Annotated in this window: 22 protein-coding genes and 1 tRNA gene; 2 read left to right on the forward strand and 21 right to left on the reverse strand. The window is 58.2% G+C overall.

What is annotated here, in order from left to right; translation table 11 throughout:
* Position 1: 1 nt before the first annotated feature.
* From CIK94_RS05695 to CIK94_RS05795, 21 genes are all read right to left on the reverse strand, one after another.
* Positions 2-1,309, reverse strand: coding sequence for a DUF58 domain-containing protein (locus CIK94_RS05695; RefSeq protein ID WP_094421827.1), 1,308 nt, complete (start codon positions 1,307-1,309; stop codon positions 2-4).
* Positions 1,310-1,320: 11 nt separating this feature from the next.
* A complete protein-coding gene (locus CIK94_RS05700) occupies positions 1,321-2,286 on the reverse strand; it encodes a MoxR family ATPase (protein ID WP_094388997.1) in 966 nt (321 codons plus the stop codon).
* A gap of 13 nt (positions 2,287-2,299) precedes the next feature.
* Complete coding sequence (locus CIK94_RS05705) at positions 2,300-3,628, reverse strand: DUF4350 domain-containing protein (protein WP_094421829.1); 1,329 nt, start codon at positions 3,626-3,628, stop codon at positions 2,300-2,302.
* On the reverse strand, positions 3,625-4,257 hold the full coding sequence (locus CIK94_RS05710) for a DUF4129 domain-containing protein (protein WP_094388999.1): 633 nt from the start codon (positions 4,255-4,257) through the stop codon (positions 3,625-3,627). The genes CIK94_RS05705 and CIK94_RS05710 overlap by 4 nt, the downstream gene beginning before the upstream one ends.
* A 25-nt stretch (positions 4,258-4,282) precedes the next feature.
* Entirely contained in the window at positions 4,283-5,308 is a 1,026-nt protein-coding gene (locus CIK94_RS05715; RefSeq protein ID WP_094421831.1) for a hypothetical protein, read from the reverse strand.
* Complete coding sequence (locus tag CIK94_RS05720) at positions 5,305-6,273, reverse strand: stage II sporulation protein M (RefSeq protein ID WP_094421833.1); 969 nt, start codon at positions 6,271-6,273, stop codon at positions 5,305-5,307. The genes CIK94_RS05715 and CIK94_RS05720 overlap by 4 nt, the downstream gene beginning before the upstream one ends.
* An 87-nt stretch (positions 6,274-6,360) precedes the next feature.
* Positions 6,361-7,713, reverse strand: coding sequence for a serine hydrolase (locus CIK94_RS05725; RefSeq protein WP_254046145.1), 1,353 nt, complete (start codon positions 7,711-7,713; stop codon positions 6,361-6,363).
* Positions 7,714-7,753: 40 nt separating this feature from the next.
* A complete protein-coding gene (locus tag CIK94_RS05730; protein ID WP_094421835.1) occupies positions 7,754-8,377 on the reverse strand; it encodes a flavodoxin family protein in 624 nt (207 codons plus the stop codon).
* Positions 8,378-8,525: 148 nt separating this feature from the next.
* On the reverse strand, positions 8,526-8,927 hold the full coding sequence (locus tag CIK94_RS05735; RefSeq protein ID WP_094421837.1) for a helix-turn-helix domain-containing protein: 402 nt from the start codon (positions 8,925-8,927) through the stop codon (positions 8,526-8,528).
* Positions 8,928-8,931: 4 nt separating this feature from the next.
* Positions 8,932-9,306 (reverse strand): cupin domain-containing protein, encoded by a 375-nt coding sequence (locus CIK94_RS05740; RefSeq protein WP_022310476.1) that lies wholly within the window; start codon positions 9,304-9,306, stop codon positions 8,932-8,934.
* A 194-nt stretch (positions 9,307-9,500) separates the two neighbouring features.
* Positions 9,501-10,391, reverse strand: a complete 891-nt coding sequence (locus CIK94_RS05745) for an AraC family transcriptional regulator (RefSeq protein ID WP_094421839.1) — start codon at positions 10,389-10,391, stop codon at positions 9,501-9,503.
* On the reverse strand, positions 10,391-12,151 hold the full coding sequence (locus CIK94_RS05750) for a 1-deoxy-D-xylulose-5-phosphate synthase (protein WP_094421841.1): 1,761 nt from the start codon (positions 12,149-12,151) through the stop codon (positions 10,391-10,393). The genes CIK94_RS05745 and CIK94_RS05750 overlap by 1 nt, the downstream gene beginning before the upstream one ends.
* A gap of 170 nt (positions 12,152-12,321) precedes the next feature.
* Positions 12,322-12,392: transfer RNA gene (locus CIK94_RS05755), tRNA-Gln, on the reverse strand.
* Positions 12,393-12,859: 467 nt separating this feature from the next.
* Complete coding sequence (locus CIK94_RS05760; protein WP_094386778.1) at positions 12,860-13,216, reverse strand: DUF1893 domain-containing protein; 357 nt, start codon at positions 13,214-13,216, stop codon at positions 12,860-12,862.
* A gap of 286 nt (positions 13,217-13,502) precedes the next feature.
* Positions 13,503-14,792 (reverse strand): phosphatase PAP2 family protein, encoded by a 1,290-nt coding sequence (locus CIK94_RS05765; protein WP_254046146.1) that lies wholly within the window; start codon positions 14,790-14,792, stop codon positions 13,503-13,505.
* 200 nt (positions 14,793-14,992) lie between these two features.
* The gene (locus CIK94_RS05770; protein ID WP_094421843.1) at positions 14,993-15,802 is read right to left on the reverse strand and encodes a DUF4886 domain-containing protein; all 810 of its coding nucleotides are present in this window, start codon (positions 15,800-15,802) and stop codon (positions 14,993-14,995) included.
* A 1-nt stretch (position 15,803) separates the two neighbouring features.
* Complete coding sequence (locus CIK94_RS05775; protein ID WP_094421845.1) at positions 15,804-17,675, reverse strand: 4-hydroxy-3-methylbut-2-en-1-yl diphosphate synthase; 1,872 nt, start codon at positions 17,673-17,675, stop codon at positions 15,804-15,806.
* Positions 17,656-18,165 (reverse strand): 5-(carboxyamino)imidazole ribonucleotide mutase, encoded by a 510-nt coding sequence (purE, locus tag CIK94_RS05780; RefSeq protein ID WP_094389007.1) that lies wholly within the window; start codon positions 18,163-18,165, stop codon positions 17,656-17,658. The genes CIK94_RS05775 and purE overlap by 20 nt, the downstream gene beginning before the upstream one ends.
* Before the next feature lie 25 nt (positions 18,166-18,190).
* A complete protein-coding gene (locus CIK94_RS05785) occupies positions 18,191-18,802 on the reverse strand; it encodes a phosphatase PAP2 family protein (protein ID WP_022310468.1) in 612 nt (203 codons plus the stop codon).
* The gene (gene rpoN / locus CIK94_RS05790; RefSeq protein ID WP_094421847.1) at positions 18,799-20,298 is read right to left on the reverse strand and encodes an RNA polymerase factor sigma-54; all 1,500 of its coding nucleotides are present in this window, start codon (positions 20,296-20,298) and stop codon (positions 18,799-18,801) included. The genes CIK94_RS05785 and rpoN overlap by 4 nt, the downstream gene beginning before the upstream one ends.
* Positions 20,299-20,313: 15 nt before the next feature.
* Entirely contained in the window at positions 20,314-20,961 is a 648-nt protein-coding gene (locus CIK94_RS05795; RefSeq protein WP_094421849.1) for a hypothetical protein, read from the reverse strand.
* Positions 20,962-21,211: 250 nt separating this feature from the next.
* Here CIK94_RS05795 and CIK94_RS05800 point away from each other — a divergent pair, with 250 nt between their 5' ends.
* Both CIK94_RS05800 and CIK94_RS05805 read left to right on the forward strand, forming a co-directional pair.
* Positions 21,212-23,446 carry a GH92 family glycosyl hydrolase gene (locus tag CIK94_RS05800; RefSeq protein WP_254046148.1) on the forward strand — a complete coding sequence of 745 codons (2,235 nt, stop codon included), beginning with the start codon at positions 21,212-21,214 and terminating at the stop codon, positions 23,444-23,446.
* Positions 23,447-23,540: 94 nt separating this feature from the next.
* Positions 23,541-23,940, forward strand: a 400-nt coding sequence (locus tag CIK94_RS05805; protein WP_144008310.1) for a DUF4964 domain-containing protein, incomplete at its 3' end; no start/stop codon positions are given.

Genomic DNA, 23,940 nt, shown 5'->3' on the forward strand with positions numbered 1-23,940 from the left:
GTCACCAGTTGTTGTGTTTGATTTCCAGATACTTATTGATAACATCGACCGAGAGCCGCTCGGGGGTGGTGCGCAGACCGAGTATGCCGTGGCGGTTGAGTCGGGTCATGATGACCAGCTGCTCGCGCTCCATCTGTTCGGCCACGACATGGGTGTAGTGGTCTTCCACGCTCCGGGGTGTGGTGGCGAGGTATTCGTGGAGCTCGTTGTTCTCGAAGTAGACCACCAGCAGTCGGTGCCGACGCGCCAACTGACAGAGATAGGGCAGCTGGCGGTCGAGGCTCTGGGCGTTGCTGAAGTTGGTATAGAGGATGAGCAGCGAGCGCTTGGTAAGGTGCTTCTCGACGCCCTCGACCAGGGCAGAGTAGTCGGTCTCTCCGAAGTCGGTATGCACGGCATAGAGGCTCTCCTGGATGCGCTCCATCTGCGAGTGGCGGTTGGAGGGCGGCAGAAGGGTGTCCATACGCTCGTTGAAGGCGATGAGTCCGGCGCGGTCTTCACGGTGTATCGCCACATAGGACAGCACCAGCGAGGCATTGATAGCATAGTCGAGCAGGGTCATGCCCCGGAAGGAGCGCTGCATCACTCTGCCCTTGTCGATGAGGCTCATCACCTGCTGGGAGCGCTCGGCCTGATAGACATTGACCATGAGCTGATGGCGGCGGGCCGATGCCTTCCAGTTGATGGTACGGAACTCGTCGCCGGCGACATAGTCCTTAATCTGCTCAAACTCTGTATTGTTGCCCGCACGGCGTATGCGCTTGATGCCCATATCGCGCAGCCGGTTGCTGATGGCAAGCAGTTCGTACTGGCGCAACTGCAGGTAGGAGGGGTAGACCTTGACGTCGGTGGGGTTGCCACAACTGTAGCGGCGCTGCACCAGCCCGAGCATCGTGGTGGCAAAGACGCGGATAAGGCCAAACCCGTAGACGCCACGCTCCACGGGCCGCAGTCTGTAGGTGACGGTGGCTCCGCCATGGGCTGCCACCTTGAGGGCAAACGCCACGTCGCGACGCTGGAAGACAAAGGGTATCTCGTCGGTCACCGTCAGCGCCACGCCGAAGGGATAACGGCTGGCGATGTGGATGTCTACCTCGTTGTCGTCGCCGTTGGAGAAGCGCTCGGCGCAGGTTCGCTCGGCGCTGATGGCCCTCCAGAGCCACAGAGCCGCAGTCTCGGCCAGTACCGCCAGCACCAATGCCAGTGTGAGCAGCCGCCCCAGACTGTAGAGGGGCAGCCACACGTAGCCCATGGCGGTCACCATGACCACCACGCCAAGCATCAGGTAAAAGCGGGAGGTAAGAAACATGCTGTCGATGGTTATTGCGGTACTTCGACCTTGTCTATCAATCGCTGGGCGACCTGAAGGGGAGTGTAGCCCTGCATCTCGGCTTCGGCGGTGAGCAACAGGCGGTGGTGCATCACAAAGGGCGCCACGGTCTTGATATCGTCGGGGGTGACAAAGTCGCGCTCCTGCAAGAGGGCGTAGGCTTTGGCCGACGACAGGATAGCCACGGCTGCACGCGGCGAGGCTCCCAGATAGACGGCTTTGCTGTGGCGGGTTGTGTCCACAATCTCGGCGATGTAGCGCAGCAGCGAGGCTTCGACGCGCACCTGCTGGGCGGCGTCGCGCAGCGTGGCGAGGTCGGCGGGGGTGAGCAGCGGCTCGAGCCGGTCTACCCTCGTGAAGGCTGCCGACGCCTGGTGGCGCAACAGGATTTCCACCTCTTCGTCTGTGGTGGGATAGTCCATCGTTATCTTCATCAGAAAGCGGTCCAACTGGGCTTCCGGCAACTTGTAGGTGCCCTCTTGTTCCACCGGGTTCTGCGTCGCGATGATGGTAAAGACATCGCTCATCGCGCGGGGCGTACCGTCGACGGTCACCTGCCGCTCCTCCATCACCTCGAAGAGGGCTGCCTGGGTCTTGGCGGGAGCTCGGTTAATCTCGTCGGCCAGCACCACGTCGGCGAAGACAGGTCCGGGGTGGAAGTCGAAGTCTCCGGTCTTCATGTTGTAGACCGTGGTGCCCAGCACGTCGCTCGGCATGAGGTCGGGGGTAAACTGCACGCGCGAGAAGCGGGCGTCGATGAGCTGGGCCATGACTCGGGCCAGCAGGGTCTTGGCCACGCCGGGCACGCCCTCAATCAGCACGTGTCCGCGGGCTATCACGCTGGTCAGCAAGAGGTCGGTGGCTTGTGTCTGGCCCACTATGATTTGCGCAATGCTGTCTCGCAGCGCCTGTATCTTGGTGGTGCAGGGTGTGGGGATGGTTGATAGTTCTTCCATATTTATCTCTGTGTTATAGGTTCTTGATGATACGGTTCATCTGACCAATGAGACGCACCATATCGTCATCGCGGATGGCGAGCTGGTCATCGCGGATGGCGTGGAGTTCGTCCAGGAGCACGCCGAGGTCATAGATAGACACGTGGGAGGCATCGCTGAGAGCGCGCACATGGTCTTGCCGATTATGGCGGTCATTGAGGTCTATGTCGAGGGTATTGCGGACCTGGTCGGCGAGCATGCCAAACTTCTTGAGTACCAGGTCGGAGTTGTCGTGATGCTCATAGTAGAGTTTGCCGATAAGTCTGACAAACTCCATGTCATGGTTCTTCTTTTCGGGGATGATGGGGATGACGCGCTGACGGCGTCGGGCGGTGAAGATGATAAAGACCAGCGCGCCCGCGATTATCGTGTAATAAGCCCAGCGCAACGGTGGCTGCGAGAGGATGTAGGACAGTGGCGAGGCGTTGTGCTTGTCGGCGTCGGCGCCTATCACTGCACCGCCTTTCATCGAGGCGTCGAGTCTTACCACGGGCTTGTCGGCGAGGGTGTTCATCAGGCGCATCACATAGGGTTGGGTGGAGGGAGAGATGATGCCGAAATTGGTAAACAGCAATGGCGTTGTCACCACGACGAGACGGCCTCTGCCATACTCTACCATAACTGCCTTGTAGTCGTTGTCAGGTTTGTACTCGTCGTCATAGTAGGGGCTGACGCAATGGCTCAGGATGTAATAGCGGCGATGGACTGCAGCTGCAGAATCGATATTGACAGCACCGGCGAGGAGCGTTTTGTATATGCGGTAGTCGGCATCGGGATAGGCGATGCAACGGGGAAGACGGTGGCGTTTGGTGCCATGGGCGTCCTTGTAGACCGCCCGATAGTGGAGGGAGTCATAGAGGTCGTCGCTGTTATGGGCGAGCTTGTTTTTTATTTCATTGTAAAAGAAGTTGGCGTAGGTAATGCACTGGAGACCAAAAGCCTTGTCGGCGTTGCTGTCTTCGTAGATGTCGACGCCCACCAGCATCACGGTAGAGCCTCTCTTGAGCAGCCGCTTGATATCGGTGATGTTGGCATCGGTGAGCTTGCCGTCGCGGGCCACTATCAGCACATTGTTGCTGCTGCTGTCGGCTACGGTTTCGCGCAGCGTGGCTCCCGTAGCCTTATACCCCCGAGGCATAGTCTGCACCATCACGCTGTCGAAGACGAAGCAGCCAAACGGGTTCTTGTCTTCGTGGGCAAAGGTGGGTGTCCACACGAAGCGCGAGGGTCTGATGAGCAGTATGGCGAAGAGACCCACGACCAGGATGACTATCCCCACGATGTAGCGCGTGGTGATTTTCATGCCTCACCTCCTTCCTCGCAGTCGGCGGGACAGATGGCGCGCTGATAGCGCATGGCTTCGTCTACCTGCTCACGACCACAGTCGTAGCCGCCATAACGCACCCTGAGAAAGAGCGTGACCAGACGACGCATATCGGCCGTTCCCACCTCGCGGGCATACTGCATTGGCGCCTTGGACTTGCGCCATTTTATGCGTTGGGCGTCATTCAGCCACCGCAGAGTCTGCAGATAGACGAGTCTGACGGCAGCCCGATGGTCGTTGCGGTCCAAGGCACGGCGGATGAGGGCATCGAAGTCGATGCCGTAGATATTGTCTTCGGTCACCTCGTAGTCTATGGCACTGCCCTTGTTGCTGCGGGCGAAGAGCGAGGGATGTCTGATGACGATGAAGAGTGCGATGGCCACCGCGATGACTATGGCGATGACAATCCAGAGCCCCTGGTTGCTGTCAGCGAGTGTCACCCACGAGAAAAATCGTGAAAGATACTCCTGCAACTGCTTCCCCAGCCATTCCCAGAACGATATATCGCTCTGCAGCAGTTCGCTGCCATAGTTGTAGCTGCCGTCTTCTCGCCAGCGCGCCATGATAGCCGTGTCGGTTACGAGTGTGTCTATGGGAAGGGTTGCCATCAGTAGAATTATGGAGGGTTATGCGTCAGATGATATCTGTCTTGTCGCTCTCGTCGTCGGTGTCTTTGTCCTCAGCCGATGGGCTTGTGGAAGCCTCGCCACCGAGGTTCTCAAACTCGTCGACAGTCTTGGTCATCGACACGCCGTCTACCTTCTCGGCGGCATGACCGTAGTAGAACGCCAGACCCACATGGAGCAGCGCGTAGCCTACAAACATGCCATAGAGGGCGAGGATGGCTGAGAGGTAGTTGATGAGGGTAAACCAGAAGGACGAGGTAAACTGCAGGGAAGAGGTCCCTTGGTCTACTCCCGCTATCGCCTGGATGATGGCGAGTATGTAGAACGGCATACTCAGGGCTGTACTTACCAGCGAGCAGATGAGGTAGAGTATTATGACGAGCCCTATCAGTCCTAACAGTACGCGGTAGCCGTAGCGCATGGCCTGCTTGAAGGCGCCCGTTACGGTCTGACCGCCCAGGATGTAGGCTGGACCAGACAGGAAGAGAGGTACAACCGCCACTGCCATCGCTATAACCAGCACGAGGGCTACGCCTATCAAGGGAGTGCTGACTGTCGACGCCAGTCCCACCACTATAGCGAAAACTACTATCAATAAAACGAAGAAGGCGGCTATCAGGAAATAGAGGTTCACCATCTTGCGGATGTTCTGCCACACCGTAGGCTTGATGTCGGCATAGGTGATCCCTTTGAGCCTGTCGGGGCGAGCCCAGTATTGCTGCATGAGCGTGTAGACCACACCTGCGAGCACTACTGATGCCAGAAACGACACGAGGATGGTAAGCATATAATTGGTACCGAGGCTGCTGAGCATGCCCAATTCACTTTCGCCCATCGCCTCCATCTTCATGACTTGTCCTAAGGTAGACATGTAGCACAATGCACCCACTGCGCAGAGTGGCAGGATGAACGCGGTGAGGAAGCGGAACAGGGTGCGGAAGTTCTCGCTCACGAAGTCGAACGTGGCAGACAGGTTCTCTGAGAATGTACGGCGTGCATAGAGGTCTACACGTGGGCGTTGGAATTGTTTCATAAGTCTTTATTTGTTGATTTGTTAAACAATGTGCGTGGGTAAATGATGTAATAGAAGACGACAAACGCCGCCGATAGCAGGATGACCATCAGCCTTATCGCGTCGGGTATATGTGTGTGGCGGGTGATGTAACTCTCCACAAATCCGGCTATCACAAAGATGGGCACCGTGCCCACCACTATCTTCAAGCCTCGCTTGACGCCCCGCCGAAACGACTCTATCCGGCTGTAGGTGCCGGGGAAGAGCCAGCCGTTGCCCATGGCTATTCCGGCAGAGCCCGCCACGATGATGGCAGACAGCTCGAGCGTGCCGTGGAGCATCACGGTGAGTATGGATTTCCACAACAGCCCGTTCTGGGCGAAGAACGCCTCGAAGCAGCCAAACATTACGCCGTTGTTGAACAAGTGGAAGGCGGTGAAAAAGCTGGTAAAGATACCCTCGAGATAGATGACAAACGCCACATAGATATTGTTGGCGGTAATCGTACTAAACATGGAGCTTTCGGAACCAGAGGCGTAGATAGTAAAGGGCTCTCCCCGCTTGATGTTCGCTATCGTCATGTCCATATAGCTGTCGCCCAGGATGTAGCGGCAGAACTCTGGCACCGCCATCTGTGACACCACGCCTATGGCTGTGCTCACGATGAATATTATAGCCGACAATGCCAGCAGCCGGCGTGCATCATACATCACCAGAGGCACCTCCTGCGTCCAGAATGTGATGATGCGCTTGCGCTTCTCACGCTTGTTGCGGTAGATGGCATTGTGGAGCACCACCGCCAGATTGTTGAGATACCCGGTAATGCGCGATGTGGGGTAGTGGGTCTGCGCAAATGCCAGGTCTGAGGTCACGCGGATGTACGCCGCCGATATGTCGTCGGGCGTCTCGATGGTCAGCCGGTCCAGCATAGCCTCTATCTGCTGCCATTCTTTGATGTTCTGGCGTATAAAGAGTATCTCCTTCATCCGTGTTTACCTTATATATTATATATATGGTGGCAAATGTAATAAAAAAAAGAGAACCACACAATATTTGCGGTTCTCTTTCTCATATTATTTTCTTGGTTCAAACAGATTGCGACGCGGGAAGGTGGGGCCGTACTTCCGTCGCAGCCGCTCAAAGAGCGCCATGGTGTCGTGGGAGAAGGCGTGGCCTTTCCAGGTACTGGTGTTAGTGATGAAGACCCAACATTCGCCGTCGGGATAGCGCAGCACAAGCGCACTGGTGCCCACGAGCGAACCCGTGCGCACCCAAGGGCGATTGCGCGGGGTGCGGTTCCAGCCCAGCGAGTAGTCGTTGTCGGGCATCTCGCGCGTCATGTCGGCCACCGACTTGCTGCTGATGACGTCGGGCAATACCTTGCAGCCGTCTATTGCTGCCACAAGGCGGCAGAGTTCGGCTGCCGACCCGCACCAGGCACCCGCACCCGCCAGGCGGGGGATGTCGTTCTCTCCGTAGCACTTCTCGACCAGCCGTCCGCTGTTGTTGAACTCATAGGTGGGCTCGCAGGTCAGGTGCATATAGTATCGGCACTCGTTGGGACGGCGGTCCTTGTAGTAGTTGCCCGCGATGTGGAAGTCATAACACCCCGCAGGCTCCAGCACATGGCGCTGCATAAACTGCTCATAACTCATGCCCGAGCGGCGGGCTATAATCTCGGAGAGCAGCATATAGCCCAGATTGCTGTAATGACGGGCAGTGCCGGGGGTGAAGCCCAGACGCCGCCGCAGCACGATGCGGAGCAGCGTGCGATGGTCGGGAGGCGTGGCCAGACGGTTCTGCATCATGATATAACGTGTCGAGAACATCGGGTCACCGGCGTAGTTGGTGAAGCCGCCCTTGTGGCGCAGCAGGTCTTCGACGGTAATGTCAAAGTGGCGCTTGTCGCGGATGACGTTGGTATAGGCGGTGTCGGAGAGTATGCCTTTAGGACCGAATACGTGGTCGCTGAGGCGCAGTCGGCCCATGTCGCGCAGTTTCATCACGCCCACGGCGGTGACAAGTTTCGACACCGACGCCATGCGCATGATGTGGCTGGGCTGCATCGCCACTCCCTCGTCGGCCTTGCCAAACCCGCGGGCGTAGACGAGCGAGTCGTTGCGCGAGATGGCGAGCTGGGCGCCGTTGATTTCCCATCGGCGCAGATAGCGGGCTATGACCGAGTCCATCTCTTCAAATTCGGCACCGCCGGCATTCTCGTTGGTGAGATGCTCGTTGAGCCTGTATCTGCGGTCTACCAGCGTGTCGGCATCCTTATGGTGGCTGCTGCACGAGCACGAGCATCGGCAGATGGCGGCGATGATGACTATGGTGATGGTGAGGCATCCGCCACAGGTAAGCCTTACCCGTGTGCGGTATTCTTTCCTTATCCTGTATTTCTTCATGTGTGATGACGGCGCTTTCATCCCCTCGCAGAGTCGTGGGGATGACGTGAGGTCTGGTGGGTTATCTGATAAAACTCATCGGCTCCCAGTCCTCGCGTTCGGGGCGCGGGGTGGTGTCGGTGCCGTTGATTTTCTTCAGCAGCCAAGCCATGTTGTTGGCCAGCGTACGCATGGTCTGCATACCCTCGATGTCCATCAGCGACTCGCCGGCATCGCGTCCGTAGGCGATATTCCAGTACTGCGATGTCACGATGGGCATGTTGCACATCTGGAAGGGCATTAGCATGGTCTGGTAGGCTGCGGTGGCTCCGCCGCGACGGCAGCAGACCACAGCGGCGGCAGGCTTGTCCTTGAACATGGCGCCTCCGGCATAGAGCATGCGCTGCTGCAGACACAGCAGTTGGCCCGAGGGCTGGCCCCAATACACGGGCGAACCCACGATGATGGCGTCACACTGCTCCATCTTGCCGATGACCTCGTTGGTCACATCGTCGTCGAATATGCAACGGTTGTCGCCCTGCTGCTTGCACTTGCCACAGGCTATGCAGCCGCGTACGGGGCGCGTGCCCACCCACACGATTTCGCTCTCGATGCCTTGCACTTTCAGTTGCCGGGCCACCTCGCACAGCGCGGTGTATGTATTGCCCTCCCGGCGGGGGCTTCCGTTGATTAGTAATACCTTCATCGTTGTCTTCCTTTATGGCTGCCGTGGCTGGCATGGACACAGCCCTTGCCGCCTGGCCCTTCCACCAGGTTATGTTTATAAATAATGTGCTACAAAATTACGCAAAAAAATACGCAATCGTCAACAGCGCGCCCAGATTTTTCTCAAATTATGACATGGCTGTCTCCTTGCCCTCTCTGTGGCGAGCCCGGTCGCTGATGATGTCAGCCATATTCTCCTTGGCCCAGTCGATGAGGCTGTTGACCACGGGCAGAAACGACATACTGCGCTCCGTGAGACTGTACTCTACCCTCGGCGGCACTTCGGCATAGACTTTACGGCTTACGAAGCCGTCTTCTTCGAGTATGCGGAGCGTCTGGGTGAGCGATTTCTGTGAGATGTCGGGCAGTAGACGCTGTAGTTGCTTAAAACGCAACGACTCCCTGTGCTGTAGAGTATACAGCACAAGGAGTGACCACTTGTCGCCCACACGCGCGAGTATGTTGCGGATGGGGCAGTCGGGGAATAGGGCGTCTCTTGTGTCTTGTAAGATTTCCTGTTCGTTTGCCATTATGTTATTGTTTCGTATCGATGATGTTGGCATCGTCCATGAAGCTGGTGATAGGCTTGGCTTCATACTGGATGCACATCATGACCATATCTTTGTCACTGTTGTTGCGCAAGGCTCTTACACCTGCGGGCGACACGCGGATGATACTGCCTTCGCCCACATGGTTCTTCTCGCCGTCGACCTCGTATTCGCCTTCGCCCGAGATGATGACATAGAGCTCTTCGTGGGTCTTGTGTGAATGGAAGAAGGGTGCATCCTCACCGGCAGCCAGTCGCTGCAGTGAGCACTGGGCTCCGGTCAGCCCGAGTTCGTCGCCCAGGAATATCTTGCCTTCTACATTGTTCCAACCATTGAGGTTCTTGATTGCGTAATTTGCCATAATTCTACTTGTTTTGATGAATGATTACTGTTATTGTATCTTTGATGCTGCAAAGTTACTAACAGTCTCGTTATCATGCAAGTAGGCACCTCCAGGTGGGCTGGTTACGCCAAGGTTACCAATGGCTGTATGAGCCGGTTACGCCGATGGCATTAACATAGTTTAACCCGTCGCCCGGCTGTTGTCCTCTGCGCTTATGCCGACCGTCGGTATTCCGACGGAGTCTTGCCCGTCTGCGACTTGAAGAACCTCACGAAGTGCTGGGGGTACTCAAAGCCCAGTTCCTGGCTCACCTGGCTGATGCTGAGTTCCTCGTCGGCGAGCAGTTGTTTGGCGGCGCGCAGCAGCCGGTCGTTGATGAAGTCGCGGGCAGTGCGTCCGGTCTCGGTCTTGACCAGTTCGCCGAAGTATTTGGTCGAGTAGCAGCACTTGTCGGCGAAGTATGCCACAGAGGGCAGCCCCTCCCGTCGTGCCTTGTCGGCTATATAGCGGTCCAGCAGGTCGGTAAACTTCTTCACCACGGTATGGTTGATTTCCTCGCGGGTGACAAACTGGCGGTCGTAGAAGCGCAGACAGTAGTTGAGCAGCAGTTCGATATTGCTCACTATCAGTTCGCGCGAGTGCTTGTCGATGCCACGCTCCAGTTCTTGCTGTATCATCGCGAGGACACCTCGGTAGATTTCTATTTCACCACACGAGAGATGCAGGGCTTCGTTGCTGGTGTAGTCGAAGAACTCGTAGCGCCCGATATTCTTGCCGAGCTGAGTGCGGTTGAGCAGGTCGGGGTGGAAGAGCAGCGCTGTCCACTTGGGCACGGGCACCTCGGGGTTGGGCTCCACATGGATAGACTGGCCGGGGGCAAAACTGGTCACCGTCATTTCGTCGAAGTCGTACTCCGTACGGCCGTAGGACAGCCGGCAGCCCTTGTTCTCCTTCAGGAAGAGCGCGTAGAGACCGTAGTGACACATGTGCTCTTCGAGTTTCGCCTCGCGGTTAAATCTCACCACCGTCACCAGCGGATGCAGAGTCGGCACGCCGTAGTGGTCGTTGAACTCCTGAACCGTACTGAACCTTATCTCTTCCATTATCCTATCACTCTGACGATGTCTTCTACTATCTGCGTGTCGAGCAGACGGTTGTCGGCCATGAGTTGTTGCGCATCGTAGCGGTCGTAGAGCCCTTTCTTTACACCGCCCACCATCACCTTCATGTCTGAGGTGCCGTAGTATGCGGCGATGCGCTCTCCGAAACCGCCGTCACGGCATCCGTCTTCGAGGGTGACCACCAGCCGGTGGTCGGGTTTCAGGCTGTCGAGCGTCTCGGCGTCTACCTCGTTCAGGTAGCGCGGGTTGACGAGTGTGGCGTCGATGCCCTGCTCTGCCAGCAGCGCTCTCACCGCCTCGCCCTTCTGGTAGAACGAGCCCGCGGCTATGATGGCCACCGTCGAGCCACGATGTGCCACGCGGTACGACGCCCTGTAGCCATAGTCTTCATCGACCGGAGCGTCGCTATGCACCACTCCGCCTGTGGGCACACGCAGGGCGATGGGCTTGCGGTCCTGACGGATGGCCCAGGCGAGCATGGCAAAGTATTCCTCGCAGGTGGTGGGAGCGAGATAGATGAGCCCCGGTATGCTGCAGAGCATCGGGATGTCGAAGAGGCAGATGTGGGTGATGTCGTTCATCGACCTTATGCCGCCGCCCATCACATTGATGACGGCGGGGTTGGCGTTGATGCAGAGGTCTTGGGCTATCTGGTCGTAGGTGCGCTGGATGAAGGTGCTGTAGACCGTCCACACGGGGTGCAGACCGCCCTTAGCCATGCCCGAAATCATCGCCGCAGCCTGTTCTTCGGCTATGCCCATGTCTATGTGCTGCTTGCCGGCCTCGCGGCGCTTCTCGGGCGTGAAGCCTCCTGCTGCCGGGGTGCCCGCAGTCACGGCGATGAGCGTGCTGTCGCGTTTCATCTCGCGCAGCATCCAGTCGCTGAAGAGCGCTTCATAGGTTTCCACGGCGGGAGCAGCCGGCCGGCTTCCGTCTTCACGGTTGAAGGGAGCGCCCCAGTGCCATGCCTCCTTGTTCTCGACGGCGGGGGCGAAGCCGTGACCCTTCTCGGTGTGTATGTGTACCACGGTGGGGCGGTCGGTGCCCTTGACGCTGGTAAAGACCTTGATGAGCTGCTCCACGTCATTGCCTTCCTCCAGATAGTGATAGTCGAAGCCCCATGCCTTGAACCAGTTGTGCTGGCACTCGCCGTGGCTCTCGCGCAGGGCACGCAGGTTCTTGTAGATACCACCATGGTTTTCGGCTATCGACATCTCGTTGTCGTTGACCACGATGATGATGCCGGTGCCGAGTTCGGAGGCTTCGTCGAGGCCTTCAAAGGCTTCGCCGCCCGAGAGCGACCCGTCGCCGATGATGGCTATGATGTTTTCGTGGGAGCCACGTATGTCGCGCGCCTTCTGCAGTCCGGTGGCCAGACTGATGGATGTAGAGGTGTGGCCCACCTCGAAGTTGTCGTACTCGGGGCACTCGGTGGGCGAGGAGTAGCCGCTGATGGCGTTCATGTCGTCGAGGTCGCCCAGGAAGCCGGCGGCGCGGCCCGTGAGCACCTTGTGGGGATAGCACTGGTGGCTCACGTCGAAGACAAACTTGTCTGCGGGTGCGTCGAACACATAGTGCAGCGCCACGGTGGCCTCGACAAATCCGAGGTTGGGGCCTATGTGTCCGCCGTGCTTGCTCACACGGTTCAATACTGCTTCGCGGGTTTCCGAGGCTACGGTCTTGAGGGCCTCCAGGTCCAGCTGTTTCAAGTCGGCTGGCGACTTTATCTTCTCTATGTACATAATTGTAAAAAACGTGTTGATGGTCTACGGTGCAAAGTTACGCACTATAGGCACAGAAGGCCATACCCTGAAATCAGAGAAAATTACCATAATTCCGCTTTGTAGCGCGGCGTCGCTGTCTATAATGGAAGAAGCGTCGGAATCTCACGATATCCGACGCTTCATGCAAGTTGTTCTAGGCGGATTCGAACCACCACAAACAGAACCAAAACCTGTTGTGCTACCATTACACCATAGAACAATCTGGGATGCAAAATTACCAAATTAATTGGCAATAGCCAAATTTTGAGGCTGTTTTTTTAATTTTTCCTTACATTTTGCCCACCGTGGGCAGTGTCTCCGTTGCTTGCAACGGTGAGGCCGGGAGGCGTCGGATGGGCAGCGGCGGGCAGGGTGACCACTCGCCTGTCCAAGGCGATGAACCGCAGCCGGTTGGAGACCCCCTTGGCGGTCGCGCTGGGGCACTTGGCTGGCTCGTAACGGAAGATACGTGGGCTCGTGACTTATGATACGCGGGCTCGTGCCGTAAGGTACGTAGGCTCGTGACTTATGATACGAACCGGCAGAGGTCATCAGCAGCTTTACAGGGGTCATCAGCAGCTCGCCAGAGGTGGTCAGCAGACTTGCAGAGGTGGTCAGCAGACTTGCAGAGATGGTCAGCAGACTTGCAGAGATGGTCAGCAGACTTGCGGGGGTGGTGGCGGCGGGTCAGCGATTGTCGTCGAGCGTCTCGCCCATACGCTCCCATATCTTGAGAAAGTCGTGGTGGCTCACCTTGTGTACCGCCGTGACCTTGATGCCGGCGGCGTGGAGCGTGTCGTAAGCCTGCTCGCTGATGTAGTCGGCATAGACCTCTACCACTCCGCCCTCCTTCATGGCTTGGGCGGCGGTGTGTCCGGCAGCGGCTATGGCTACCTTGGCGTCGAGCAGCAGCTCGGGCTCATTGTCAAGAATGTGATACAGTGTGCGCACGCCGTGACCCTCATAGGTCGCCACGCGACCCTCATGAAGGATGACAAGCGACAGGTGGTCGGCATGCAGTCTGTCTATAAGTTGGTTCATCATAGGGCAGTTTCCTTTCTTCTTTAGGGTTAATAGTGCCGAGCAGACAAAACATATCGGCTTCTTTTGCAAAAATAAGAAGAAAAAACGATACTGCCCTCGTCTTTGGGCAAAAAGTTGCGAATAATTTTTGCCCCATCGGTTGCCGGTGCAGGGGATGGGGCTGGTGGCGTCGCGACGGGCGCGTGGGCTGTGGTGACGGGCGCTGGGGCTGTGACGGAGGGCGTTGGCGTCGCCGTGCGGGGCGCGTGAGCTGTCGCACAGGGCGTTGTGGCTGTGGCGACGGTGCTTAGATGGCTACGGCAAACGACAGTCCGGCTGCCAGGGTGCTCATCCACTCGCGCGAACCGCGGCTGTGGGAGGGCAGCAGGTTGTAGTCGACGAAGAAACGGGCGTTGTAATGGTCGGTGGCGCGGTAGGTGGCTGAGACGCCGGTTCCGAAGGTGGCGCTGTCGCGGGTGCCTATGTTCATGCTCTTGAGTCTGAGCCGCGGGTAGTGTACATAGCCCGCCAGCGCCTTGGTGCCTATCTGCCAGCGCGGGGTGAGGGGCAGCGAGAAGTAGGCTCCGGCATAGCCCGAGACGGCATCGAAGGTGTGGTCTTCTGCCACGTTGCCGTCGGTGATAATCTGGGTGTTGGTCACGGTGACGCGTCCGCCCACGCCCACATAGGGTGTGAAGAAGTAGGCACCCTCGACGCCTGCGGTCGAGCCTGCCGAGGTGCGGAACTCGTGCTGCTCGTCGATGTCGTACTTGCTCAGCGGTATGTTCATGCCCACGTAGATGCCGAGGAACGATGGGCGTCGCATCATGTCGAGGGTATAGGCTGTGGAGTGGTGGGTGATGCCGCGGTCGCGGAAGAGGCGGTCGGCCACCCAGTAGCCCAGCTCGGTAGAGATGATGCCGATGCCAGCGCCAGTGAGCACGTCGCTCAGCCAGTGCTTGTTGTTGACCACGCGCATGAGTCCGGTGGTGGTAGCCACCGAGTAAGCTCCGATGCCCACCCACGGGCTCAGATGGCCGTACTCCTTGCTGAGCATGGTGGCGGTCATGAAGGCTGTGGCGGTGTGGCCCGAGGGGAAGGAGTGGTTGTCGCTGCCGTCGGGGCGTTCTACCTTGGACGTGAGTTTGATGCTCTCGACCACGCTGCCCATGATGGCTGCCGAGAGTGCGCCCGAGGCTATCATGCGGCCCCACGAACTGCGGCTCTCAACGCCGGCGGTCTTGAGGCCTATCATCACCAGACCCGGCAGAAACTGCATGCCGTCGTCTACATGGCTGCGATACTCGGGCAGATAGTCATGGTGCAGTCCGCGGAAGTGGGCATCCTGACCCTTGACCAGCAGTCCGGCTGCCACGAGGGGCACTCCGATGTAGGTCATCTGGTAGAGTCGGGTCGAGGTGAGGCGGTCTATGCGTGGCATGGGCTGCGCGGTGGAGTCGGGGGCAGTGAGAGTGAGAGCCGGGGTGGCGGCGAGGGTGTCGGGGACGGTCTGGGCAGAGGCTTGGGCGGCTGCCATGAGTGCCACGAGTACAACAAGAGTCCTCAGACGGAGGACCAGAGAGCGATGCTGCATCATACGGGTTATGATCCTAAATGTTGTCTTTCTATAATAACGCCGGATGAGGCTATATATTATAATAAGGTGTGGGTTTCTTTCTGCAGCGGTAGGGAAGGCAGGCGCGGCGGTGGCTGTGGCGGATAAAAAAGCGGTGGAAACAGGCCCTGCTGTCAGGGACACTGTCTCCACCTATGGAACCAAAGGTAAAATGGTCGGTATCAGCGCTTGATGTCGCGCATAGCCTGATGAGCCATCTTCTGGCAGAGCAGAGCCGTCTGGGCATCGACGCTCTCAGGATGATAAGAGTTGCCTACCACCTTGCGGCCGGTAAGAAATTCGCACCAGGTGCAGGCTGCGATGTAGCGTCCATAAGCCTTGTTGAGGTGGAAGCCGTCGCGGCAGAGCACTTCGCCCATCTTGCCGCGCGCCTTCTGCACCGCCATGCCCACAGGGATGATGCGGCTTATACCCACGCGAGGCAGCTGGTCGGCCATGGTAAGGCAGATGTTGTTGTACATCAACTGCTGGTCGTTGCGGTAGAACCGGAATGCGTGGTGGTGGCTGTCCTTGGCGTAGGCCCAGGTCATGTGCCATACTATCTCGACCTGCTTGTTGGGGCAGATGGCGAGCACGTGGTCCTTGAGCCGCTGCAGATTGGCGTAGGTGTAGGGCAGCCCCGAGAAGTGGCTGGCCTGCTGGAGCGAGATGATGTCCCACTGGTCGTCGGCGATGATGTCGTCGAGCGCCACGTGGTGGCGTGTCACGGTCTTGCCTCCGACAATCTTGCGGTAACGATACTCGGGCTTTCCGGTCTGTGCGTTGCTCCAGTGGCGGTCTATCGAGCAGCCGCCGATATAGGCGTTGCCGATGACCAGACTGTCGCCCTGGGCGGCAGCCAACTCGTAGAGGTACTGCTCAATGGCGTCCTCGGAGAAGCTGTTGCCGATGGCGAGCACCTTGATCACTCGGGCTGCGTCGGCAGAGACTACGGCCATCAACAGAAGGATGGCCCACATCAGACGTTTCATGCTATTCTTGATTTTGGTTGTTAAGTTGGTCTTTACGAATGAGAGCGAGCAGATGGTCGACAGCCTGCTCCTCGGGTATGTTTTTCTCGACACACTCCTGGCGTCGGTAGAGCGACACACGGTTGACGCCGGCTCCTACATATCCGTAGTCGGCATCGGCCATCTCTCCGGGTCCGTTGACGATGCAGCCCATGATGCCAATCTTGAGCCCCTTCATGTCGCGGGTGGCCTCCTTGATGCGGGCTATGGTGGCGCGCAGGTCGTAGAGGGTGCGCCCGCAGCCCGGGCAGGAGATATACTCGGTCTTGCTGACGCGCAGACGCGCAGCCTGGAGTATGGCAAAGGCGGTGGCGGCAATGTCGTCGGCGGCGATGGAGCCCTCGTTCATGAGCCAGAGTCCGTCGGTGAGTCCGTCAATCATGAGCGCGCCCATGTCGGCAGCGGCGGTGAGCTGGAAGGCAGCCTTGTCGTCGGTGTGGTACATCTGGGCGAAGACTACAGGATTGGTGACTCCGGCAGCCATCATCTCATGCACCAGTGCACGCTGGTCGCCGGTGGGGTTGGCATGGTGGGTCATAGCCACGACGACCACCTCGGGATGGGCCTTGAGGCAGGCGATATACTCGTCGGCGGGGGTGCCATACTGCAGCACGAGAAACTTGACCCGGCTCGTGTCCATGCCGATGAAGGGCATGGCGTGGGTGGGGTATATGGGGCAGACGCGCTCCAGACCCGCCTCGCGCAGGGCGGGCAGAGCGTTGAAGTCGGCGATGTACATCTGCTCGGGGTCTACCTGCCCGGGCATGGTGCTGCCGATGTAGATGTAGTCGGGGCGCTGGTCGGCGTCGGCAGACTGGGGCACCACGCTGGTGATGACCACGGGCACATGGGCGGCGCCGACATTGGCAGCAGCCACGGTGGTGCGGCGCGACGGGTGGAGCCAGTCGAAGCCAGGAGCCTCGGCAGCGGGGATGAGGCGGTGGCCGGCGCGGGCGGTGAAGTGGTCGACCAGCTCTCGGGCCACGGGTATCTCAGCCTCGGGCTCCTCGGAGAGCGACACGCGGATGGTGTCGCCGATGCCGTCGGCAAGGAGGGCTCCGATGCCCACGGCACTCTTGATGCGGCCGTCCTCGCCCTCACCCGCCTCGGTCACTCCGAGGTGGAGAGGGTAGTGCATGTCTTCGCGGTCGAGCTGTGCCACGAGCAGTCGCACAGACTGGACCATCACCACGGTGTTGGACGCCTTGATGGAGATGACCACGTCGTCGAAGTGCTCCCTCTTGCAGATGCGCAGGAACTCCATACAACTCTCGACGATACCCTCGGGCGTGTCGCCGTAGCGGTTGCGGATGCGGTCGCTCAACGAACCGTGGTTGACGCCGATGCGTATGGCTGTGTGGTGCTCCCGGCAGATGTTGAGGAAGGGCACGAAGCGGTCTTCTATCTTCTGCAGCTCCTGGGCGTACTCCTCGTCGGTGTACTCCTGATGCACAAACTTGCGGGCCGGGTCGACGTAGTTGCCGGGGTTGATGCGCACCTTCTCGGCATAGAGCGCGGCGACGTCGGCTACATGCGGGTTGAAGTGGATGTCGGCCACGAGCGGCGTCTTGTAGCCGTCGGCGCGTATGCCGGCATTGATATTCTTGAGGTTCTCGGCTTCGCGCGAGCCCTGTGTGGTAAGACGCACCAGCTCTCCGCCTGCCTCGATGATGCGCTCGGCCTGGGCTATGCTGGAAGCGGTGTCATTGGTGTTGGTGGTGGTCATCGACTGGATGCGGATAGGGTTGTCGCCTCCCATGTCGATGGAACCTATGTGTACCACTGACGACTGGCGTCGGCGGTAGTTGAACAAATCAGTTGCACTTGTACTCATAGTCCTTGATTTCTGCCAGTTCCTTATTGGCCTTCTCTATCTTGGCGCCGAGTCCGGCTTTCCAGTCGGCCACGACCTGTGCCACGCGCTCGTCGCTGAGAGCAATCATCTCGGCGGCAAGTATGGCAGCGTTCTGTGCGGCATTGACTCCTACTGTGGCCACGGGTATGCCTGGGGGCATCTGGATAATGCTCAGCATGGCATCGAGTCCGTCGAGCATGCCCTTGATGGGCACTCCGATGACGGGCAGAGTGGTCGAGGCGGCAATCACTCCGGGCAGGGCTGCCGCCATGCCTGCTGCCGCGATGATGACGCGTATGCCCCGCTCCTTGGCTCCGCGTGCGAATGTCTCTACGGCGTCGGGGGTGCGATGTGCCGAGAGTGCGTTGACCTCAAAGGGAATCTCATGGTCGTTGAGCCACTTGCAGGCTTTCTCCATTACGGGCAGGTCGCTGGTGCTGCCCATGATAATGCTAATGATTGGTTTCATAATATGTATGTTTATGATATGCAGTTCAGATGATAACAATAAAGCCGATTAACAGTCCGATGCCATAGCCGGCAAGCACCTGCCCCAGGGTGTGCTGGTGGAGGATGATGCGGCTGGAGCCCACCATGCCCGAGACGAGCAGGGTGAAGCAGAGCCACCACACGGGGTTGAAGGCAAAGAGCATCGAGAACGCCATGAGCGCTCCCGTGACGCCACCGATGGCGGCGGTATGGGTGGAAATCTTCCACCACACGTTGACGATGGCGCACACTATCTGGATGAGCAGTGCCGCCATGAGGATGCGCGCCATAAAGCTGGGGATGCGCAGCCGCGTCATGAGGTAATAGCAGGCGAAGTAGCAGAAGATGGAAACGGCGTAGGGCACCATGCGGCGCTCCTTGACGCCTATCTGCAGCGGCGTCCAGCCCTGATAACGGTGGTAGAGGTGGATGAGCAGCGTGGGCACGAGGATGGTAAACAGATAGACCATGCCCAGTACCAGCAGTTTGTATGCCCAGGGGAGTAGCCCAAGATAACTGAAAACAAACAGGGCTACCAGTCCCACGATGGGAAGGTAGAAAGGAGTGAAGATGGCGCTCATCACGCGCGCCGCAATGATTATCTTTTTCGTGTTCATCGTCTAAGTCGTGCTACGGGAATGCCCAGTCGGTCTCTGTATTTGGCTATGGTGCGCCGCGCCACGGGAAATCCCAGTTCCTTCATCTTCTCTGCCAGTGTGTCGTCGCTCAGTGGGGCGCGCTTGTCTTCCTTGTCGATGAGCTCCTGCAGCGCCACGAGCAGCCGGCGGGTAGATGTCTTCTTGCCATTGCTGCCCACATAGCCGTCGGAGAAGAAGAACTTGAGCGGGTGGATGCCCCACTGGGTCTGCATGTACTTGGCGTTGGCCACGCGGGAGACGGTAGAGATGTCGAGTCCGGTGACGGTGGCGATATCCTTAAGTATCATGGGTCGCAGGTCGCTCTCGTCGCCGTCGAGGAAATACTGTCGCTGCCAGTCGATGATGGCCTGTGTGACCAGAGTGAGCGTCTGTCGCCGCTGCTCTACTGCGCGGATAAATCCGCGTGCCTTGTCTATCTTCTCTTTGGCAAAGAGAATGGCCTCTTTGGCGTTGCGGTTGAGTCCGTCCTTGTTGCGCTTGTAGGTGTCGACCATGTCGAGAAACTCTCGGCTCACGCAGAGCTGCGGGATGTCGCCGTCGTTGAAGGTGAAGCTGATGTGTCCGTCGTCAGAGGTTTCGACGATGATGTCGGGGGTTATCTGCTGCCACTTGCCGTTGGCAGTGCCGTCGTAGGCCACGCCGGGCTTGGGGTTGAGCTTGGACAACTGGGCGCGTAGGGCTTCGGCCTGGACGTCGCTGAGCTGCAGACTCTGCCGTATCTTGTCCCACTGGTTGTGGGTGAAGGCTCTGTAGTACTGTGTGATGACGCGCCGCATGAGCTGCTTGGTCTGCGACTCCTCACGGCGGTTGATCTGGATGAGCAGACACTCCTGCAGCGAGCGTGCGCCTACGCCAGCAGGGTCGAAAGTCTGCAGAATGGCGAGCATACGTTCAATCTCGCTCTCGGCAACGTCGATATTGTTGTAGATGGCGAGCTCGTCGCAGATGGTGCTGATATCCTTGTGGAGCAGGCCGTCGGACTCGAGCGAGCCGATGAGGTATTCGAGTATGGCGCGCTCGGTGTCGGTGAGCTGTAGCTCCATCATCTGCTCCTTGAGCTGGTCGTAGAACGAGGGGATGTCGGCTTCGTACTGTGCAGGTTCGGCAGAGGCTGTGCCCTGGTGGTATCCGTCGGCGGGCGAGACCTCGTCGTCGTTGTCGCCCAACTGCTCGAGGGCGCTGTCGAGGGCGTCTTTGCGCTCCTGACGCTCGTTCTGCTCGTCAAAGGTCTCTGCGGTGTCGTCGTTGTCGAGCTGGTTGTCGCTATGGGGCAGGTCGTCGGCGTCGTCGACACGCTCGAGGGCGGGGTTGTCGTTGAGCTCGGTGTTGACGTGCTCTGCCATTTCGGCAGCGGGCATCTCAAGCATTTTGACCAGCATCATCTGCTGCTGGGTGAGGCGCTGCTGCTGGATGAGGCGCTGCTGCTGTTCCTGTATTAAACGTTGCTCGTTCATAACCTGAAGTCTGACTTACTTGAAATAGTCCTTCACCTGTGCGGCAAAGGACGCAAGAGGGTTGGGGTCGTCGTTGCCGAAGCGGTTCCATATCGCCTTGCACGCCTCGTAGAGCGCGCCTTCGGTATCGGTAGTTCTATTAAGGTAGGGGTCAAATCCCTGGAATATATCCATCACCTGGCATACCTCGGCGGGGGTGATGCCGATGAGCTGTGCCAGCTCGACGATCTCGGGCGTCTCGGGCACCATGGTGATGGGCACCAGCCTGAAGTAGAGGTCGAGCACCAGCACCAGCGCGAGGGGAATAAGGGTAGTGCCGTCGATGGGCTTGAAGTCGTTCTCCCACGACATGCCGCTCACCTCGACGCCCTGATAGAACTCGCTGGCAAGCCCGAATCCATTCATGCCCCGCAGCAGGTTGACCTCCTTGCGCAACCGAGCGGGGTGGGTTGCGTACTTGTCCCAAAGCTGCTGGATGACCGGGGCGTCAATCTGACGCAGGCGGAACATCTGGGCGCGCAGCACGCGTGGCTCGATATGCAGCTCGAGGGCCAACTGCACCAATCCACGTGAATATAGCGCCTTTACACCTACGGGTTTGCGCAGGTAGAGCTGCATCAGCAGCAACCAGTAGTCGTCCGACCAAGATACATTCTTTGCCATATACCTTATGATTATAAGTGCAAAGTTAGTGTAAACCGCAGAGAAATACAAAATAAAACCCGTTTATTTTCTCTCTTGTTGCGCTGTCGTCGTCATGATGGTTGGCGCGATGGAGATTGCCCCCAGGTGTGAAATCGAGAAAGAAACGGCCCGTGGGGGAAAAAATGGAGCAGATTGTTTTGTATTCTCTGCGGTTTGCATTACCTTTGTAGCAAAGATATATAATATGTATAAGAAGACGATATTAGCTATGGCGCTGCTTGCCATGTCGGTGATCTCGACACAGGCACAGAAGCAACCGGTAGATTATGTCGATCCGTTTATCGGAACGACCAATTTCAGTGTGTGTAACCCTGGCGCCATCCGGCCTCACGGCTTGATGTCTGTGGTTCCGTTCAATGTGATGGGGTCCGACCTCAATGTCTACGACAAGGACGCCCGCTGGTGGTCTACGCCCTATGTGCATGAGAACAAGTACTTCACCGGCTTTGCCCATGTCACCCTGAGCGGTGTGGGCTGCCCCGAGATGGGTTCTCTGCTGCTGATGCCCACGCAGGGCAAGCTGGATGTAGACTACCGCAACTATGGCTCCGAGTACCGTAACGAACAGGCTACGCCGGGCTACTACTCCAACGAGCTCACCAAGTATGGCATCAAGTGTGAGGTCACTGCCACCGACCGCTCTTCCATTGAGCGCTTTACCTTCAAGAAGGGCGAGGCCCATCTGCTCATGAACGTCGGCGACGGACTGACCAACGAGGTTGGAGGAAGTATACGCCGGGTTTCGGATACCGAGATAGAAGGCATGCGACTGTTGGGAACATTCTGCTACAACCCTCAAGCCGTGTTCCCCATGTACTTCGTGATGCGCGTGAACAAGGCGCCGCGCGAGGCAGGCTTCTGGAAGAAGCAGCCGCCTATGACCGGCGTCGAGGCACAGTGGGACCCAGACAACGGAAAGTACAAGATATACCGTAACTATAAGCGTGAGCTCGCCGGCAATGAGGTGGGCTACTATTTCAGCTACGACGCCGAAGAGGGCGAGCAGGTTGAGGTTCAGATAGGCGTCAGCTTCGTGTCTATTGCCAACGCCCGCGAAAATCTGGACCACGAGCAGCAAGGTTTCCAGTTTGACAAGGTTCGCGCAGAAGCACGCAAGCGTTGGGCCGAAACCCTCAACACCATTACCGTTGAGGGCGGAACCGAGGCACAGCGCCGCGTGTTCTATACCGCTCTCTACCACACCCAGATACATCCCAATATCCTCCAGGACGTCAACGGCGAATACCCCGAGATGGAGAACGGACGCATAGGACGTACCGACCGCACCCGCTACACGGTCTTCTCGCTCTGGGATACGTATCGCAACCTGCACCAGCTGGAGACTCTGCTCTATCCCGAGCGACAGACCGACATGGTGCGCTCGATGATAGACATGTATAAGGAGTGGGGATGGATGCCGAAGTGGGAGCTGTTCGGACGGGAGACATGGACCATGGAAGGCGACCCGTCGATACCTGTCATTACTGATACCTGGCTCAAAGGTTTGCGCGACTTCGACATCGAGACAGCCTACAAGGCGTTCCGCGCCAGTGCCACGCTGCCCGGCAAGGACAACCGCATGCGTCCCGACATCGACGACTATATCGCCAAAGGCTACGTGCCTCTCGGCGCCTTTGCCCAGGACAACTCGGGAGACAACTCGGTGTCGCACGCCCTCGAATACTATATCGCCGACTATGCCTTGAGCAATCTGGCGACAGCCTTGGGCAAGAAGGACGATGCCGCCCTGTTCTACAAGCGTTCACTCGGCTACAAGAACTATTACGACAAGAAGTTTGGAACCCTGCGCCCACGCCACGCCGACGGCTCCTGGCTCACCCCGTTTGACCCCAAGGACGGCGCCGACTTCTCCAACGCTCCCGGATTCCACGAGGGCTCGGCCTGGAACTACACCTTCTACGTGCCCCACGATGTGAAGGGACTGGCACGCCTCATGGGTGGCGAGAAGGCTTTTGTCAACAAACTGCAGCGGGTGTTTGACGAGAATCTCTATGACCCTGCCAACGAGCCCGATATCGCCTATCCCTACCTGTTCAGCTACTTCAAAGGCCAAGAGTGGCGCACGCAGAAAGAGGTGGCACGCCTGCTCGACAAGTATTACAAGGCCACGCCCGACGGTATTCCCGGCAACGAAGACTGCGGCACCATGTCGTCGTGGGCCATCTTCTCGATGATGGGTCTCTACCCCGACTGCCCCGGCCAGCCCTACTATACCCTCACTTCTCCCGTTTTCGACCGCGTGACGCTGCATCTCGACAAGCGTTACTATCCCCAGGGCGACATAGTTATCGAAGCCAACCGCGACCTTGACGGCCAGAAATTTATCAGCAGCATGTCGCTCGGTGGCAAGAAGCTCAGCCGCTACCGCATCTCTCACGACGAGCTGACCCGTGGCCGCCACCTGGTCTTCAACCTCAAATAAGAAACTTATCACGAAGTTTGTAGAAACCAGCACCTGCATCAGGGCGATTTCTACAGACTTTATCATTATTACACGTTATCTCTATACCATTATCATGAAACAGAAATCAATGCTATTGGTGGCGCTTCTCGCCACATTCTTGGTTTACGCCAAGGCCGACAACTTCTATGAGCCCTATCGCCAGACAGCGCTGCGCCTGCCTGCCGTTCCGCTCATCACCAATGACCCTTACTTCACCCTCTGGTCGCCCTACGACCACCTCAACGATGGTAACATCACCCACTGGTCGCCCCGACAGAAGCCCCTCGAGGGTCTGTTGCGCGTAGACGGACAGGTATACCGCTTCATGGGAACCCCCGCCAAGAAACTGCTCGACGTGGTGGCGCCCAATGCCGAAGACGCCGAATGGGAGGGCCGCTACACCACCGACACTCCTGCCGACGGATGGCAGAAGCCCGGCTTCGACGACACCGCATGGAAGCAGGGCAAGGCCG

It is taken from the genome of Prevotella sp. P4-51, from assembly GCF_002251455.1.
In the GTDB taxonomy this organism is placed as follows: domain Bacteria; phylum Bacteroidota; class Bacteroidia; order Bacteroidales; family Bacteroidaceae; genus Prevotella.